The organism is Xenorhabdus entomophaga (assembly GCF_037996725.1).
Lineage (GTDB): Bacteria > Pseudomonadota > Gammaproteobacteria > Enterobacterales > Enterobacteriaceae > Xenorhabdus > Xenorhabdus khoisanae.
Window position 1 is genome coordinate 60748 of sequence record NZ_JBBMXH010000011.1, and the last position, 14615, is coordinate 75362.

The following is a 14615-nucleotide window of genomic DNA, read 5'->3' on the forward strand; positions in this document are numbered from 1 at the left end:
TTAAAGACCATTAAAGTGATAATAACTAGGAAGAAATATATGCGCTTATTCACACAGGTACTCTTCTTCTCCTTCATATCCTTGATAAGTTTGCCGTCGGTTGCCAGATTTGCTACGCCCGAAAAGATCATGCAACAGGTGCAGGAAAGAGGGGTAAATGCTGTTGTGGCTGAATTGAGCGAAGAACGAGAATGGAGCAATATTACCCAAAACATCTCAACGGGTGATAGCCAATGGGTACAAATTGCCTTCAAATTATCCCAAAATATTCACCCAAACGCTTCGAAACAGATTATCGATGCCTTATCACTTGCTTTGGTTAATAATCCCGTTGAGGTATTAGAATTGACAGACAAACATCGCGCTTTTTCACTTGCTGATATCTGTAATATTCCTCCAACGATAACAGGAAAATCGCAAAAGAAGGCATTTTTTAACAGCGCGATGGACAGCCTGAAAGAGGCAGATAAATCCAAGAGTGGAAAAAATCGGGATAATATCGAAACGTGTCGATGGGAAATTGAAAAAGCAGCCAGTATCTATTTTTGACAAAAATAAACGAATCTAAAAAATAAAGGAGAACAATGTCTCCTTTATTTTTATACCATTGCTATTCCTTTCCTATTTCAAGCTGCTGCTTTTATAGGCTGAAACTTGAAATTCAGATTGGAATGTCGTTCACTACGCAATTATTTTACGACACGCAAGGTTGGGCGACCTTTTGGTGGTTGAGGTGGTTCATCATCTGGTGAATTATCATCACGAGAAATTTTCTTATCGTGGATAAGTACCAAATTGTCTGCTACCGGCGAATCCGCTTCTTCTGACCCGCTATTCTCTTCATAGGCGAGTTCAGGTTCAAACATCATTCCCGCACCATTCTCACGGGCATAAACCGCAAGAACAGCCTCCATTGGGACAGTAACTTGACGTGCAACACCGCCAAAACGGGCATTGAATCTAACTTCATCGTTGGTCAATTCCAAATTACCAACTGCCCTCGGTGAAATATTCAGGATAATTTGCCCATTCTGTGCATATTCTAACGGAACGTTTACGCCGTATAGACTAACATCCACAACAATATGCGGGGTCATTTCATTATCCAACAACCACTCATAATGTGCCCGCAATAGATAAGGGCGACGTGGAGACATTTGAGTCATCTCCATAAATTAACTCCGTGATTGTAAACGCATTTCACGCTCTGCTTCCGTCAACGAAGCCAAAAATGCGTCACGTTCAAACACACGCTGCATATAGACTTGAAGATCTTTTGCGCCCGGGCCTGACAATTCAACACCCAGGACAGGCAAACGCCACAGCAGCGGAGACAAGTAACAGTCGACCAAGCTGAATTCATCACTCATGAAGAAAGGCATTTCCCTGAAAATAGGCCCAATAGCCAGCAATTCTTCAGCAAGCTGTTTCCGTGCAGCATTAGCCTCCTGAACACTTCCTTCCTGAATTTTGTACATCAGAGAATACCAGTCTTTTTCAATTCTATGCATCATCAGGCGGCTGGAGCCACGAGCAACAGGATACACAGGCATGAGTGGCGGATGCGGGAAACGCTCATCCAGATATTCCATAATGATGCGAGAATCATACAGGGTCAGTTCACGATCAACGAGAGTAGGAACTGATTGGTAAGGATTCAGATCAATTAAATCCTGAGGTAAGTTACCTGCTTCAACGTGTTCAATCTCAACGCTGACCCCCTTTTCCGCCAGTACAATTCGCACTTGATGGCTAAAAATGTCGGTCGGGCCGGAAAACAGAGTCATTACCGAACGTTTGTTGGCAGCGACAGCCATGAAAACCTCCAAGTTTATCTAAAAAAAGGAACGAACAGCCCTTCAGTGAACAGCGGCCATTCTCGCTCATATTCTCATCCTGTTTCGCGCTTATTATCTGAGGTTGTTATCTCTTCATCTTTCAAGTGACAGCGTTGCTGGCGGTAACGAGAAATATTTCGAAGATATGTTTTACCTCTGCCAAATCAGGCAAACTCATGGATAAGGCAAAAAATTGTTACTAGTCTACCAGATTTTGCACATTTTGTGGGGAAGTACATCGAGAATTAATGATGAAATATTGGAGTCTAAAGATTTGTTTCTTTAATATGCTATTTTTTGGCGAAAAATAGAGAATTATCAAAGAATGAAAAAGCTTATGACGTAAAAAAACCCGCCACAAAATGACGGGTTTTCAACTTTAATCCAATGCCACAAAGGTGGCAATAAATTAACGTTTGGAGAACTGTGGACGACGACGTGCTTTGCGCAGACCCACTTTTTTACGTTCAACTTCACGAGCATCGCGAGTAACGAAGCCAGCTTTGCGAAGATCAGAACGCAGAGTCTCGTCATAAGCCATCAGTGCACGGGTGATACCGTGACGGATTGCGCCTGCCTGACCAGAAATACCACCACCCTTAACAGTGATGTACAGATCCAGTTTGCCCAGCATTTCAACCAGCTCAAGTGGTTGACGAACAACCATGCGCGCAGTTTCACGACCGAAGTAAACTTCGAGGCTGCGTTGGTTGATTACGATGTTACCGCTACCTGGCTTAATGAAGACACGCGCGGAAGAGCTTTTGCGGCGACCAGTGCCGTAGTATTGATTTTCAGCCATTGCCTATAATCCCGATTAAATGTCCAGAACTTGTGGTTGCTGTGCCGCATGGTTGTGCTCGCTGCCCGCGTAAACTTTCAGTTTACGGTACATTGCACGACCCAGTGGCCCTTTTGGCAGCATGCCTTTAACCGCGATTTCAATGACACGCTCAGGACGGCGAGCAATCATCTCTTCAAAGGTCGCTTGCTTGATACCACCGATGTGGCCAGTGTGGTGATAATAGATCTTGTCAGCACGTTTGTTGCCGGTTACAGCAACTTTTTCTGCGTTAACAATAATGATGTAATCACCAGTATCAACGTGCGGAGTATATTCCGCTTTGTGCTTGCCGCGTAGGCGACGAGCTATTTCAGTTGCAAGGCGGCCCAAAGTTTTGCCGTCTGCGTCAACAACATACCAGTCGCGTTTTACGGTTTCTGGTTTAGCTGTAAAAGTTTTCATTAAAGCTTACCCAATTATAAGTTACACGTTGGTGAACACTCGATGTTCAGAAACTGTTTTTTGAGGTTCACACGACTCATGTCCAGCAAACCTACCCCTTCGAATAGCCTATGCCGGCACTAATGCAAGTTTTTTGGGAAAAAAAATCTTGCTGTAACGTGGGGTCGCAAGATTATAGAGAAGTCATTGTAAAAAATCGACCCCAAATTCAATAATTATCCAGTAGACCGATGCTGCCTTCTCCCATAGGCGTCAATATATCAAGGTAAATGCGGAAGTTTCAGGTACTCCTCGCTTTGCATTTCCTGCAATCGGGACAAGCAACGCCGATATTCGAACGTCAGCAATTCTCCCTGATAAATCTGCTCCATTGATACTTCAGCATTGATAATAAGCTTCACATGCCGTTCATAGAATTCATCAACCAATGCAATGAAGCGTCGTGCCGCACTTTCATACAAAGTGGTCATTATTGGCATGTCATGCAGCAATACCGAATGATAAAGTTTCGATAACGCAATGTAATCCAACTGGCTGCGGGGATCTTCGCACAAGGTTTTAAAGTTGATGGCCAATACCCCGTCAACGCTGCTGATTGTAGGCATACTGCGATGATTAATCTGCAAAACCGGATTCGGTTCACCCTCCCGCCCGGATAAACGTTGGAATATACGCTGCATCTCCTGCCGATTTTCTTCCGATAATGGCGTCAAATAGAGATGTGCCTGTGTGAGTGTCCGCAACCGATAGTCAATACCCGCATCGACGTTCATGACATCACAATATTTTTTTATTTGCTCAATGGCTGGCAGAAACCGCGCGCGCTGCAATCCATTCCGGTATAAATCATCCGGTGGAATGTTGGATGTTGCTACCAATGCAATTCCCCGCACAAACAGGGCCTCCAGCAAAGTACCGAGGATCATCGCATCCGTGATATCAGAAACAAAAAACTCATCGAAACAGAGGATATCTGTCTCTGCCTTGAAACCATCAGCCACTATCTCCAAAGGGTCTTCATACCCTTGCAGGGCCATTAACTCTTCATGCACCCGCAACATGAAACGATGAAAATGGAGGCGTAGCTTTCGCTCTGTGGGCAGGCTCTGGAAAAACATGTCCATCAACCATGTTTTTCCACGCCCGACACCGCCCCACATATAAAGCCCCTGAACTGGACGACACGGTTCAGGGGTTTGCCGCCCAAATAATTTGCCAAATATACCTTTCAGTTTATTGGGTTGTTGAAAATGGCAAGGGCTGGCATTAATAAGGTCATGGTGAAGAGTATCCAGGCGTGCAACCGTATTGCGCTGCACATCATCAGGCTGGTACTGACCATCAGACAACGCAGACTGATAGAGAGATGAAGGTGTAATCGGTGACATGAAAGTGACAATCCTTAAAAATTTTTATTCTCAGCACGTATGAGATTTTACTGATAAGAGTCGGTCAATCTCCTCTGATTTCAGTTCATTATATGATTTCTTATCCAAAATTTCGCTTTACTGGCGATGCTGTAACTTAAAATCTATCGGATATAATTCACTGCATACCCTAGCAAATCTGTATAAAATTAACACATTAGATGGGGTATAAATTAATTAAATAATAATCAATATTCCACTCCGACTAAATTAGCGGTTATAGTGGTAATAATGATATTGCAGAACTGGTATTGCAAAACAATGATGTGACTAAAGGAGTTGCCATGACTTGGGAATATGCACTGATCGGATTAATCATTGGTTTTATCGTCGGCGCGCTGGCTGTCCGCTTTGGCAGCTCAAAGTTACGCCAACAGAATGAACTACAAACAGAACTAGAGAAAAACCGGGCTGAGTTGGAAGAGTACCGCAAAGAGTTGGTCGGCCATTTCGCCCGCAGCGCGGAGTTACTTGATAATATGGCTCGCGATTATCGTCAGTTATATCAGCACATGGCCAAAAGCTCCAACGACCTGATGCCTAACATACCGATACAGGATAATCCTTTCAATTATCGCCTGAGCGAATCCGAAGCCGAAAAAAGTAAAATGGCATCGGACATGCCTCCACGGGACTATTCTGAGGGCGCATCCGGCCTGTTCCGTCCTATCCAGGATAAGAAACAATAAATTTTTTTGCCGTGGTAACATTCGGTGCCACGGCGCATTAACAGTGAATTCACGTAAATACCTGTAAAGAAATTCCTTGAAACTACATTATTAGTGAACTTTGCTGAATAATCAGTAGTCATAACAGCATCGAATTAATTATGCTTAGAACCTATCCCGATAAACGTAATTTCCGGGAAGATTAAACTCCCTGACAGGATAGGTCTCTTAAGTACAACTTCCCTTTTTTGGCTATAGGTATTAAGAGAACGTATTCAATGAAAAGAAAAAATACATTGCTTAGCGCACTCGCTATCAGTATTGGACTGTCTTTAGCATCAGTTCCAATGGTAAGTAATGCAGCGTTACCTGCTGCCGTGGCCTCTCAAGAATTGCCCAGTCTGGCGCCAATGCTGGAAAAAGTACTTCCTTCCGTTGTTACTGTGCATGTCTCAGGTACTGAAGTACAAAATCAACAGCTTCAATTACCCGAAGATTTCCAATTCTTCTTTGGGCCTGCTTTTCCGCCACAAGAACAGAGAAGCAGCCCATTCAAAGGGTTAGGTTCCGGCGTTATTATTGATGCCAATAAAGGCTATGTGCTGACCAATAGTCATGTCATTGAAAACGCCAACAAGATACGAGTTCAATTAAACGACGGTCGTGAATACTCCGCAAAACTGGTCGGGCGCGATCCGCAAACTGACATTGCACTCTTAGAACTGAAAGATGCCAAAAATCTGACAGCCATTAAGTTCGCTGATTCCGACCAGCTTCGCGTCGGGGATTATGCCGTAGCAATCGGTAATCCATTTGGGCTGGGGCAAACTGTTACATCCGGGATCATTTCCGCTCTTGGCCGCAGTGGCCTGAATTTGGAAGGTCTGGAAAACTTTATCCAGACCGATGCCTCCATTAACCGCGGTAACTCAGGTGGTGCCTTGATTAACCTGAAAGGGGAATTAATCGGCATTAACACCGCCATTATTGCGCCAGGCGGTGGTAACGTTGGTATTGGTTTTGCGATCCCGAGTAATATGGCCAGAAACCTTTCCGCACAACTCATTGCCAACGGAGAAGTCAAACGTGGCATACTCGGTATCAAAGGAACCGAGATGAGTGCAGATATCGCTAAGGCACTCAACATAGATGCACAACAAGGGGCATTTGTCAGCGAAGTTATGCCTAAATCGGCTGCTGCCAAAGCAGGTATCAAACCAGGAGATGTATTGGTTTCCTTTGATGGTAAGAAGATCAACAGCTTTGCTGAATTGCGGGCAAAAATTGGCACAACCGTTCCGGGCAAAGATGTCAAAATTGGCCTGCTGCGCAAAGGAAAACCACTGGAAGTCACCGTAACATTGGATAACAATGATGGTCAGTCAACCAAAGCAGAAAAGCTGAGTATTGCCCTGCAAGGTGCAACCCTGAGCAATGCTACTGTGAACAGCACTCAAGGCATTAAAGTGGACTCCATCGTTCAGAATTCGCCTGCTGCACTGTCTGGTTTGCAGAAAGATGACCTGATTGTTGCTGCCAATAATACGCGTGTGCGGAATATTGGCGAATTGCGTAAAGTCATTGAAGATAAAGCTTCAGTTATCGCATTAAGCGTCATACGTGGTGACGATAATATTTATCTGTTACTGCGTAATTAATCAATTAAACATTAAAAACGCGATCTATATCCAATGGATTTCAAGATGCAGCGCGACGGCAAAGGAATGAATCCCCAGGAGCATAGATCACTATGTGACTGGGGTGAATGAGCACAGCCAACAAAGCGGCAACTTAAAAGACGAAGGGATATCCATGGCAGACACAGTATTATGCTGTGTCTGTTTGCTTCTGTGCTATTCTTCTTTTCAATCATTTATTACTGAATAATGCCATGCTGATCAAGTTATTGCGCTCTATACTGATAGGTTTATTGATTGCAGCTATTTTGCTGATTGCCATTCCTTCCCTGCAACCTAATGGCTTAAAAAATCTCCTGAGCGATAACCCCAGCAATAAAGTTTACAGTTTCAGCCAAGGAGTCAGGCGGGCAGCCCCCGCTGTTGTCAATATCTATAGCAGCAGTATGGGTAGTTTTTCCCATGAAAGCCGTGAACTCCGTCCCTTGGGTTCCGGCGTCATAATGAGTGAACATGGCTATATTCTGACTAACAAGCATGTCATCAATAAAGCCGGCTCCATTATTGTCGCCCTGCAAGACGGTCGTTTTTATGAAGCCCTGTTGGTCGGCTCAGATGACCCGACAGACTTGGCAGTCCTGAAAATTAATGCCACAGATCTTCCTGTGATCCCCATCAATCCTAAACGTGTGGCTCATGTAGGAGATGTCGTTCTGGCTATCGGTAATCCTTACAATTTGGGGCAAACCATCACGCAAGGCATTATTAGTGCGACAGGGCGGGTTGGGCTTAGCCCGACCCGACGCCAGAATTTCCTGCAAACAGATGCCTCAATTAATCAGGGTAATTCGGGGGGCGCTTTGGTTAATACGTTAGGTGAATTAGTCGGGATCAATACGTTAACGTTTGATAAGTCAGAGTTTGGCTCGACGCCTGAAGGATTGGGGTTTGCCATTCCAACGAAACTGGCTACGACAGTCATGCAGAAATTGATCCGTGACGGACGGGTCATTAGAGGATATATAGGCATCACAGCGAGAGAATTACCCCATATTCGCTCATCAGGCAGTAATATCAATCAAATTCAAGGCATGCGTGTTTTTCAGGTTGCACCGGGAGGCCCGGCCGAAAAAGCGGGCATCAAAGTGGGCGATATTATTACCAGCGTCAATCACCAACCTGCCGAATCACCCACTGAAACGATGGATCAAGTCGCAGAAATTCATCCCGGTAGTGTTGTTCCTGTCACCGTACTGCGTGATGGAACTTCATTGACCCTAAGTGTCACTATTGATGAGTTTGATGGTTAGCGAAATTTGTGCCTTGAAAAGCTGCACGCGCGGAACCTGAACAGTGCATGGTCAAAAAGAACGAGGAATGTGATGAATCGTATCATCACATTCCTCATAAAAAGATCGTTCAAGACAATCGCTCGCCTTCTGTTTTGGCGGTGCTGATGATAATGATTCAAAAGACATGGGCGCGTTTGTCCGGGGTTGTACCGTGGTCGGTGGTGTCGTTTAATAAAATAACAGCTCGATTTGCCATATTTAATTCTATGTCTAAAAAAATCGGTGTCTAATAATTGATATCATATCCAACATCAGAAACTATAAATATCTTATGTTAGCTCCTGATGTTATGATGATTTTAATAAATATTTATTACTGTCTCCATTGGTTTGTATTATTTATCTCCCAATAATCAATAGAATCTCTATTTAACTCTACTTTACCATCTGGGTACTCAACTCTAGATGGTTCCTCACCAGCAGGAACAATGATTTTAGTAACTTTTGATTCATCTAACTTTGGATTGTAGTAAATATACCCATTCATTTTTTTCGATAGAAAAATTGTTGGCTCTCTTTCGCCATTGGGTTTAACAAAAAATACCCTTGTATATTCTCCTTTAAATTCTTTATAAACAGGAAAAAGCGTAGAAGTATAGTTAACAGTATTATTTGTTTTATCCTGTTTATTTTCATTGCTTTTTTTATCATCTACATTTTCTATATGAACAGTAAGAGCATTACCTGTACTTATCCTAATGTTTTTATTGGTAAATTTTTTTTCTTCATAAGAAAGCCCCATTGTAATTTTACTTAGTTTCCAATTGCACCAGCCTCTTCCATTAATAGGAATTTCTGTTTCTAATCGATCATTGTTATTAGATTTTAAGTCCCATTCAATTTCTCTTATTCTATATTTTCTTCCTCTAGGAAGAAGATCTGAATTTAATTGTATTGTTGAGCATTTACTAGAGAAGTACTCCGCTAAAATTTTTGGTTTAGTATTATTTGGTGGAGCACTTGATATTATAATAGATTGGCCTCCGTATTGTGGGTTAATTGGAAAGTATTTATCGATCTGATAATCAATGATTTCACCACATCCTGATAGGAATGGAGTGATTGTAAAAATAAATACAAATTTTACTTTATTCATACCAATCAACCCTTATTAGATTTTTCATTATATGCAAAATAAGCAATTGCTCTTTTGCCTGATTCACTTTCTTGACTAAAAGATAAACGTGAACCAATTTGTTGTTCCAGCTTTAAAAAATACTGATAGTTGAAATATTCCTCTTTCAATTCATATTGTTGTTTATTCATCTTATCTTTAAAATTCTGAATTTTTTCTTTATAAAGTATATTGCGCTCAGGAACACATAGCGAAATAAGTTTTTCTTTTATAAAATCCATATAAACCCCACTAAAGTGATGGAGTATATTGTTTGATGCTGATTTATTTGGCTGTTTGTTATTTGGAAAGAAATTTTCAATTGCAGAATCGTCTGGTAATAGTGATGGAACCAAATAAAAATTAAATTCTACTTTTTTTGCAATATTTATTGGGGAAATTAGATTTGCAGTGGAGCCATATATAATTTCTCCTTTATATAAATGAACGGTTTTCCCTTGATGTAAAAATAAATCATTTGTTTTTATTTTATCAAGTTTAGTAGTTATCATTGCTGCGGGTGTTAAACCCGCTGTGATTAACGATGGAGATGTAACTATGGCAGATTGTGGAAGACTCAATGCTTCTATAGCATAACCCATGGAATCCCAACCATTTTCAAAGTAATAATTATTCATGTCTTTTTCGAAAGGTACACCAGGAACTAAATCATTCCGATTAATATGGCGATAATGAATAATGTCCTGAATTTCCATTATTGCATTGTACGTGAATACTCTTGGCATACCATAGGTATATAAACATGGATTGTACTCTTTCAATTGCACGCTATGAATTAATGCCAGTGCGCCACCTAAACTATGACCACAAATAAATATTTTCCTATCTTTTGTTAGTTCCTTTATATCATCAAAAACACTTATTTTTCCTATGTCTGATTTATTGACTCCAACCCAAAAAGCTTTCCAAAAACCATCATGCACCCTGCCTTTTCCAATGAAATCATTGGGTAGTTTAGTTGGCTTAAAATTTAAATCAGTAATAATAGCATCTGTAAAACTAGCTGTACCTCGCCAACTGATAATCAACTCTTTATTATTCGCGACATAAAACATTTGTGTATCTAAATCATCACCAGTATCAATAAATTTCACGACTATATAACGCTCCCTGAAAGGAACGTCATAAACAATGGGTTGAAAATCTTTTTGTTCAATTCGATTAGGTAAGCAAGATAAATCAAGGAGCTGCTCTTTAAAGAAATGAAAGACAGAACCGCTGTATTCTTTTGTGTCTTTGTTGCCATTATCTGTAGCATTGGCATAAGCTAGAACGGACATTAGCCCTTGGTTATAAGCATTTACCAGTGAATACTCTTTTTGATGATGCAATAACATCACCCAAGCCCGGAAAGGACACACTTCCAATACCCACCGTTCATCCATAAACACGGCACGAAATCCCTGAAATTTATTATCAGGGAAGTGATATTTAGGGAGTTCATTTTCCTCCCAATCTTTAATTACTGGTTTCTGATCACAAAGATCACCAATTTTAACATAGCGGTAAGAATGTCCTTGCGCTTTGGCATTATGTTGAACCTTTGAACCCAGAGGCCCACGCACAGTTCTTAATTGTCTGAATTCCATCTCATCAGAGAGTTTCTGTGCATCAACCCAAAGTCTTACAGGCATGGGCGGTAAATTTTCTTCCCGCAGGAGTCCCTCCCCATCGGTAACACCTGTGCGGATATCTTTTTTATTTCCCATACTTACCAATTTATAAGGCATTCCCACCAATGGTTTACCCTGTTCATCCACAAGTTGAAACTCAATCCAGTGTTTCAGTATTTTTCGGCAATCAATGCCAATGCAATCCGCCTGTTGTAACTGCCCCATTTTTTCTTCCTTAATTGATTATAGGTAGTGGAAAATTAATCTTAAATTTCTTTATTAAGTGCAATCGGTGGGTTATCTGTAATAAAGTGCTCAGCCGTTAACTTATTCAGGCTACGTTTTTCATCTCTCGCCTGCTTCAGCCATATCACAAGGCTGTGCTGCAATTGCCCTTCCGGTTCATCCAGTTTCAGTGCCAATTCGGAACTTTCCTCCCAAAGCTGGCAACTTAACGCGTAAGCTAGATTCTTGAGAGTCGTATCGGTTGAGTAACGGGCTTCAATCAGATGATCACCCAACACAAACAAACTGGTACTCAGTTCCTGAGGGCAATTTTCTGGCCGGTAATAGCAAACCGGCTCAGGGGTATCGATCATTAGCTCATTCACTGGGGTTAGCAATTCACGCCAGTCCCCCGATTTCAGGGCGGGCAGCAATGGTGTAAAGATCCGGTTATCCATCAACCGCAACACCACAACCTGACCACGTAGCAACACCTGCTGATGCAACCGCCAGTGTTCTAACTGAAATGACCACGGTAACGTGCTGCGATATCCCCAGCCCCAACTGGCATCACTGAATGTGTGTTTATCCAGCAATTTCGCCAGTTCCGGCAGGTACTTGGCTTTGGGCTGGATCAGCCACGGGCTTTGTTCCAGCATGGCCTTCATTGGTGTACCGCTATAGAGCGGAAACGCCTGCTCGGCCCAGCCGTTGAGGTAAAAGCGCTGGACCGGGTTCGGTTCTGCCAGACTGTTGACCAGAAAGTAACACTCGCCTCTGTCCTGCTGTGATAACCAGCTTTTCCAATTAGTCGATTCCATCATGCTTCCTCTGCTCCGGTGATAACCCAGTTTTCCTCTTGCTGTGCAAGAATGGCGCAAGGGGGCTTAGCCGGAAATTCAATGACCGGGAGTGCTTCCGCCATCGGGAGTTGCCCTACTTGTGCGAGCGGTGCTACCCCCTCTGGAAGTTGCAGTGACACCCCGCGCCCACTGCCTGCGGAACCCTGCCCGACATTAATCATTGAAGACAAAATGCCAGCCGGCGTGACTTTGAGAAAACTGCCGCCGACTTTCAGCGTGATTTCTGCCGCCGCTTCCAGCACCACTTTGCCGCCGCTTTTCAGGTGGATTTCCTGCCCGCTGTCAATGACAGTGGCATCGCCGGTCTGGGTATGCTGACTACCGGCAATCCGGTGCGACACATCACCTTCGGTGGTGATTTTGCGCGAACCGGCAACCTGATGATGGTCATCGGCGCGGATATCGTGGTAACGGTTGTTATCGATGCGGCTCTTCTGGTCGTGTTTGATATGCCAGAGCACATCATTTTCAATCTGGGCGGTAAAATCTTTCTGGCCGTGGAAATAAATTTCCTCACTGCCTTTGGCATCTTCAAAACGCAGTTCGTTAAACCCTTTGCCTTTGTGGGTTTTGGTTTTAAACGTGGTGCGGGTCTTTTCTGCCGGTAAATCCAGTGGCGGACGGTTCAAACCGTTATAGACACAGCCGGTAACAATGGGGCGGTCAATATCGCCGTTGAGGTAAGAGATAATCACCTCTTGCCCGATACGCGGTATCGCCATAAAACCAAAACCGTTACCGTTCCAGCCCTGAGCAACCCGTACCCAACACGAAGCGCCATCATCCGGCGGGTCATAGCGGTTCCAGTGGAAATGCACTTTAATGGCACCGTCTTTATTGACGAAGATTTCCTCCCCTTCCGGACCAACTACGATGGCGGTTTCATCGCCATCCGCCAGCGGTTTGTAGTGGAAAGGCGGACGGTAATCATCCAGGCCGGAAATAAAACTGAAATGGTTGGAAAGTGTGGTACCTTCTCCGCCACTGTCTCCCAGTGCCTGCGGGCAGCGTCCGTGGTGGCTGATACCGACCACCTGCCAGCGAACATTCAGCGGTTTATGGGGATGATTTTTTATCTCGAAGATTTTGCCCGGCATCAGTTTGATGCAGTTACTGCTGCCGCTACCGGTTTGTTTCTGGTTATCCAGCGCTTCCTGCCGGTATTTTAAAAACGGAATGGCAGCGGCATCTTTCTGAAAACGCCCGTAACTTTCAAACACGGTGTAAGGGGTCTGGCTGCCGAAATCGCGGAAACCTTCACTGCTCTGCATATGGGAGAGGTGATAGCGCGGATTCTCCGGGTTAAAGTCTTTATGCAGGCTGCGCTGCGGACTCATACCGACCCCCAGTCGCACCTGATAAATAGTGTCGGTTCCGTAGGCGGTTTCTGGCTGCGGCTGGTATTGCAGTGGTAACCCGGCGGTCATTCCCAGATGGCTGTCGCTGAAAAACAGCGTTTCATCCTCAAACCAGAAACTAAATCCCTCTTCCGCCGCCAACCGGCAAAAAAACGCATAATCCGATTCGCGTTTTTGGGTCACATATTCCCGGTCCTGATGGGTGTCGTAGAGTTTTGAATCAGCTTTCACCCGGTGTTTTTTCAGCAGGCTGTTTAAGATGGCGGGGACATTTTGTTGATGGTAAATCCGGCTGTCCTGATTGAGCGTCAGCCGCCAGCAGGCAGGCCGCACGGTCACGGTATAGAACGTTTTGTTACCATCTGTACCTACCCAGTCCGCATGGGAGATGATGCCGGTGATTTTGCGCTGCTCGGTTGCGCCGTGAAAGATTTGCAGCACGGCTTCCTGCATCAGCAGTGAGGCCAAATCAATCTCCGCCTGTGGCCTGAATGGGTTAGCGTTACCGGCTCTGACCAGCGTCAGGTTCAGGGTAAACAGTTCAGATAACCCTTCCTGTAGGGAAAATTCCCCCACTGCAAAGGTATCTTCCGGCACACCGGCGATAGTGCAGACAAAACGTAATCCACTTTTCATGTTGATTTTTTCCTTATGGTTGATGTCATGCGTTCCTTAATCGGTTACATTTCCGGGCGTAACCCATCGACATGCCAAAACTGCCACAGCACCTTGTGACTGTCCGGGGTGAAAATCTCCAGCATGACAAACGAAGACCGGGTGATAAAACACGCCAGCGCCTGATTAATTAACCGGCAAAAGCGGTACATTTCACCTGCATTGTGGTAGCAGTCAGGATTCAGGGTGAGCGAGAGTAAATGCCCGCGAATGGAGCGACCTAACCGCATCCGGTCGGTCAAACGCTCTTCTGCCTGCAAAATGCCGTCAATGTGTTGACGGAACTGACGACTCAGGGGACGATGCGTATCGGCATACGGGTCAAACAACCGGAGAAACTGTTTCAGGCTGTCGGTAGCAAACAGCATCATCGGCGGGCTGGAGAGGCAGGACAGCAGCGGCCAGCCACTATTTTCCTGCAACAGGGGCGGGTAATCGCTTGTGACCGGGGTGATATTGTGTACGCTAAGGTGAGACGGTGAACCTTCCTGCGTTACGGTGATAGTGCCTTGCTCCAGCGTACACACCTGTTCATGGTAGCCAGTGAAATAACACGAAACCTCAATGGCAGGTAAGTCG

Annotated in this window: 15 protein-coding genes; 5 read left to right on the top strand and 10 right to left on the bottom strand. The window is 44.1% G+C overall.

From position 1 onward, the window contains the following. The first annotated feature begins 39 nt into the window (after nt 1-39). The gene (locus AAC854_RS03865) at nt 40-549 is read left to right on the top strand and encodes a hypothetical protein (protein WP_340615958.1); all 510 of its coding nucleotides are present in this window, start codon (nt 40-42) and stop codon (nt 547-549) included. Nucleotides 550-689: 140 nt separating this feature from the next. Here AAC854_RS03865 and sspB read toward each other — a convergent pair whose 3' ends face one another. From sspB to zapE, 5 genes are all read right to left on the bottom strand, one after another. Continuing rightward, a complete protein-coding gene (gene sspB, locus AAC854_RS03870; protein WP_340615959.1) occupies nt 690-1172 on the bottom strand; it encodes a ClpXP protease specificity-enhancing factor in 483 nt (160 codons plus the stop codon). Nucleotides 1173-1175: 3 nt separating this feature from the next. Beyond that, nucleotides 1176-1817, bottom strand: coding sequence for a stringent starvation protein SspA (gene sspA, locus AAC854_RS03875; protein ID WP_340615960.1), 642 nt, complete (start codon nt 1815-1817; stop codon nt 1176-1178). 430 nt (nt 1818-2247) lie between these two features. After that, nucleotides 2248-2640, bottom strand: a complete 393-nt coding sequence (rpsI, locus tag AAC854_RS03880; RefSeq protein WP_010847761.1) for a 30S ribosomal protein S9 — start codon at nt 2638-2640, stop codon at nt 2248-2250. A gap of 15 nt (nt 2641-2655) precedes the next feature. Next, nucleotides 2656-3084, bottom strand: coding sequence for a 50S ribosomal protein L13 (rplM, locus tag AAC854_RS03885; RefSeq protein ID WP_038259580.1), 429 nt, complete (start codon nt 3082-3084; stop codon nt 2656-2658). A 260-nt stretch (nt 3085-3344) separates the two neighbouring features. After that, nucleotides 3345-4472: a cell division protein ZapE gene (gene zapE / locus AAC854_RS03890; protein ID WP_340615961.1), complete on the bottom strand. Its 1128-nt coding sequence runs from the start codon at nt 4470-4472 to the stop codon at nt 3345-3347. 323 nt (nt 4473-4795) lie between these two features. On the opposite strand from zapE, the gene zapG reads away from it, so the two are divergent. From zapG to AAC854_RS24200, 4 genes are all read left to right on the top strand, one after another. Then, complete coding sequence (gene zapG / locus AAC854_RS03895; RefSeq protein ID WP_340615962.1) at nt 4796-5200, top strand: Z-ring associated protein ZapG; 405 nt, start codon at nt 4796-4798, stop codon at nt 5198-5200. A 257-nt stretch (nt 5201-5457) separates the two neighbouring features. Next, nucleotides 5458-6837, top strand: a complete 1380-nt coding sequence (gene degQ / locus AAC854_RS03900) for a serine endoprotease DegQ (RefSeq protein ID WP_340615963.1) — start codon at nt 5458-5460, stop codon at nt 6835-6837. A 233-nt stretch (nt 6838-7070) separates the two neighbouring features. After that, nucleotides 7071-8126, top strand: coding sequence for an outer membrane-stress sensor serine endopeptidase DegS (gene degS / locus AAC854_RS03905; RefSeq protein WP_340615964.1), 1056 nt, complete (start codon nt 7071-7073; stop codon nt 8124-8126). A gap of 47 nt (nt 8127-8173) precedes the next feature. Continuing rightward, on the top strand, nt 8174-8398 hold the full coding sequence (locus AAC854_RS24200) for a hypothetical protein (protein ID WP_422824043.1): 225 nt from the start codon (nt 8174-8176) through the stop codon (nt 8396-8398). A gap of 82 nt (nt 8399-8480) precedes the next feature. Here the strand turns inward: AAC854_RS24200 and AAC854_RS03915 are convergent, their stop codons facing one another. From AAC854_RS03915 to AAC854_RS03935, 5 genes are all read right to left on the bottom strand, one after another. After that, nucleotides 8481-9263 carry a hypothetical protein gene (locus AAC854_RS03915; protein WP_340615965.1) on the bottom strand — a complete coding sequence of 261 codons (783 nt, stop codon included), beginning with the start codon at nt 9261-9263 and terminating at the stop codon, nt 8481-8483. 5 nt (nt 9264-9268) lie between these two features. Continuing rightward, the gene (locus AAC854_RS03920; RefSeq protein WP_340615966.1) at nt 9269-11140 is read right to left on the bottom strand and encodes a lipase family protein; all 1872 of its coding nucleotides are present in this window, start codon (nt 11138-11140) and stop codon (nt 9269-9271) included. A gap of 41 nt (nt 11141-11181) precedes the next feature. Next, entirely contained in the window at nt 11182-11964 is a 783-nt protein-coding gene (locus AAC854_RS03925; protein WP_340615967.1) for a DUF4123 domain-containing protein, read from the bottom strand. Next, nucleotides 11961-13997, bottom strand: coding sequence for a type VI secretion system Vgr family protein (locus AAC854_RS03930; RefSeq protein ID WP_340615968.1), 2037 nt, complete (start codon nt 13995-13997; stop codon nt 11961-11963). Before AAC854_RS03930 ends, AAC854_RS03925 begins: the two co-directional genes overlap by 4 nt. 44 nt (nt 13998-14041) lie before the next feature. Further along, on the bottom strand, nt 14042-14615 hold a 574-nt coding region (locus AAC854_RS03935), incomplete at its 5' end, for a type VI secretion system baseplate subunit TssF (RefSeq protein ID WP_340615969.1).

Excerpts from the sequence above, each read along its gene's own strand:
- AAC854_RS03865 (WP_340615958.1), top strand. The coding sequence starts at position 40 with ATGCGCTTATTCACACAGGTACTCTTCTTCTCCTTCATATCCTTGATA.
- sspB (WP_340615959.1), bottom strand. The coding sequence starts at position 1,172 with ATGGAGATGACTCAAATGTCTCCACGTCGCCCTTATCTATTGCGGGCA.
- sspA (WP_340615960.1), bottom strand. The coding sequence starts at position 1,817 with ATGGCTGTCGCTGCCAACAAACGTTCGGTAATGACTCTGTTTTCCGGC.
- rpsI (WP_010847761.1), bottom strand. The coding sequence starts at position 2,640 with ATGGCTGAAAATCAATACTACGGCACTGGTCGCCGCAAAAGCTCTTCC.
- rplM (WP_038259580.1), bottom strand. The coding sequence starts at position 3,084 with ATGAAAACTTTTACAGCTAAACCAGAAACCGTAAAACGCGACTGGTAT.
- zapE (WP_340615961.1), bottom strand. The coding sequence starts at position 4,472 with ATGTCACCGATTACACCTTCATCTCTCTATCAGTCTGCGTTGTCTGAT.
- zapG (WP_340615962.1), top strand. The coding sequence starts at position 4,796 with ATGACTTGGGAATATGCACTGATCGGATTAATCATTGGTTTTATCGTC.
- degQ (WP_340615963.1), top strand. The coding sequence starts at position 5,458 with ATGAAAAGAAAAAATACATTGCTTAGCGCACTCGCTATCAGTATTGGA.
- degS (WP_340615964.1), top strand. The coding sequence starts at position 7,071 with ATGCTGATCAAGTTATTGCGCTCTATACTGATAGGTTTATTGATTGCA.
- AAC854_RS24200 (WP_422824043.1), top strand. The coding sequence starts at position 8,174 with ATGGTCAAAAAGAACGAGGAATGTGATGAATCGTATCATCACATTCCT.
- AAC854_RS03915 (WP_340615965.1), bottom strand. The coding sequence starts at position 9,263 with ATGAATAAAGTAAAATTTGTATTTATTTTTACAATCACTCCATTCCTA.
- AAC854_RS03920 (WP_340615966.1), bottom strand. The coding sequence starts at position 11,140 with ATGGGGCAGTTACAACAGGCGGATTGCATTGGCATTGATTGCCGAAAA.
- AAC854_RS03925 (WP_340615967.1), bottom strand. The coding sequence starts at position 11,964 with ATGATGGAATCGACTAATTGGAAAAGCTGGTTATCACAGCAGGACAGA.
- AAC854_RS03930 (WP_340615968.1), bottom strand. The coding sequence starts at position 13,997 with ATGAAAAGTGGATTACGTTTTGTCTGCACTATCGCCGGTGTGCCGGAA.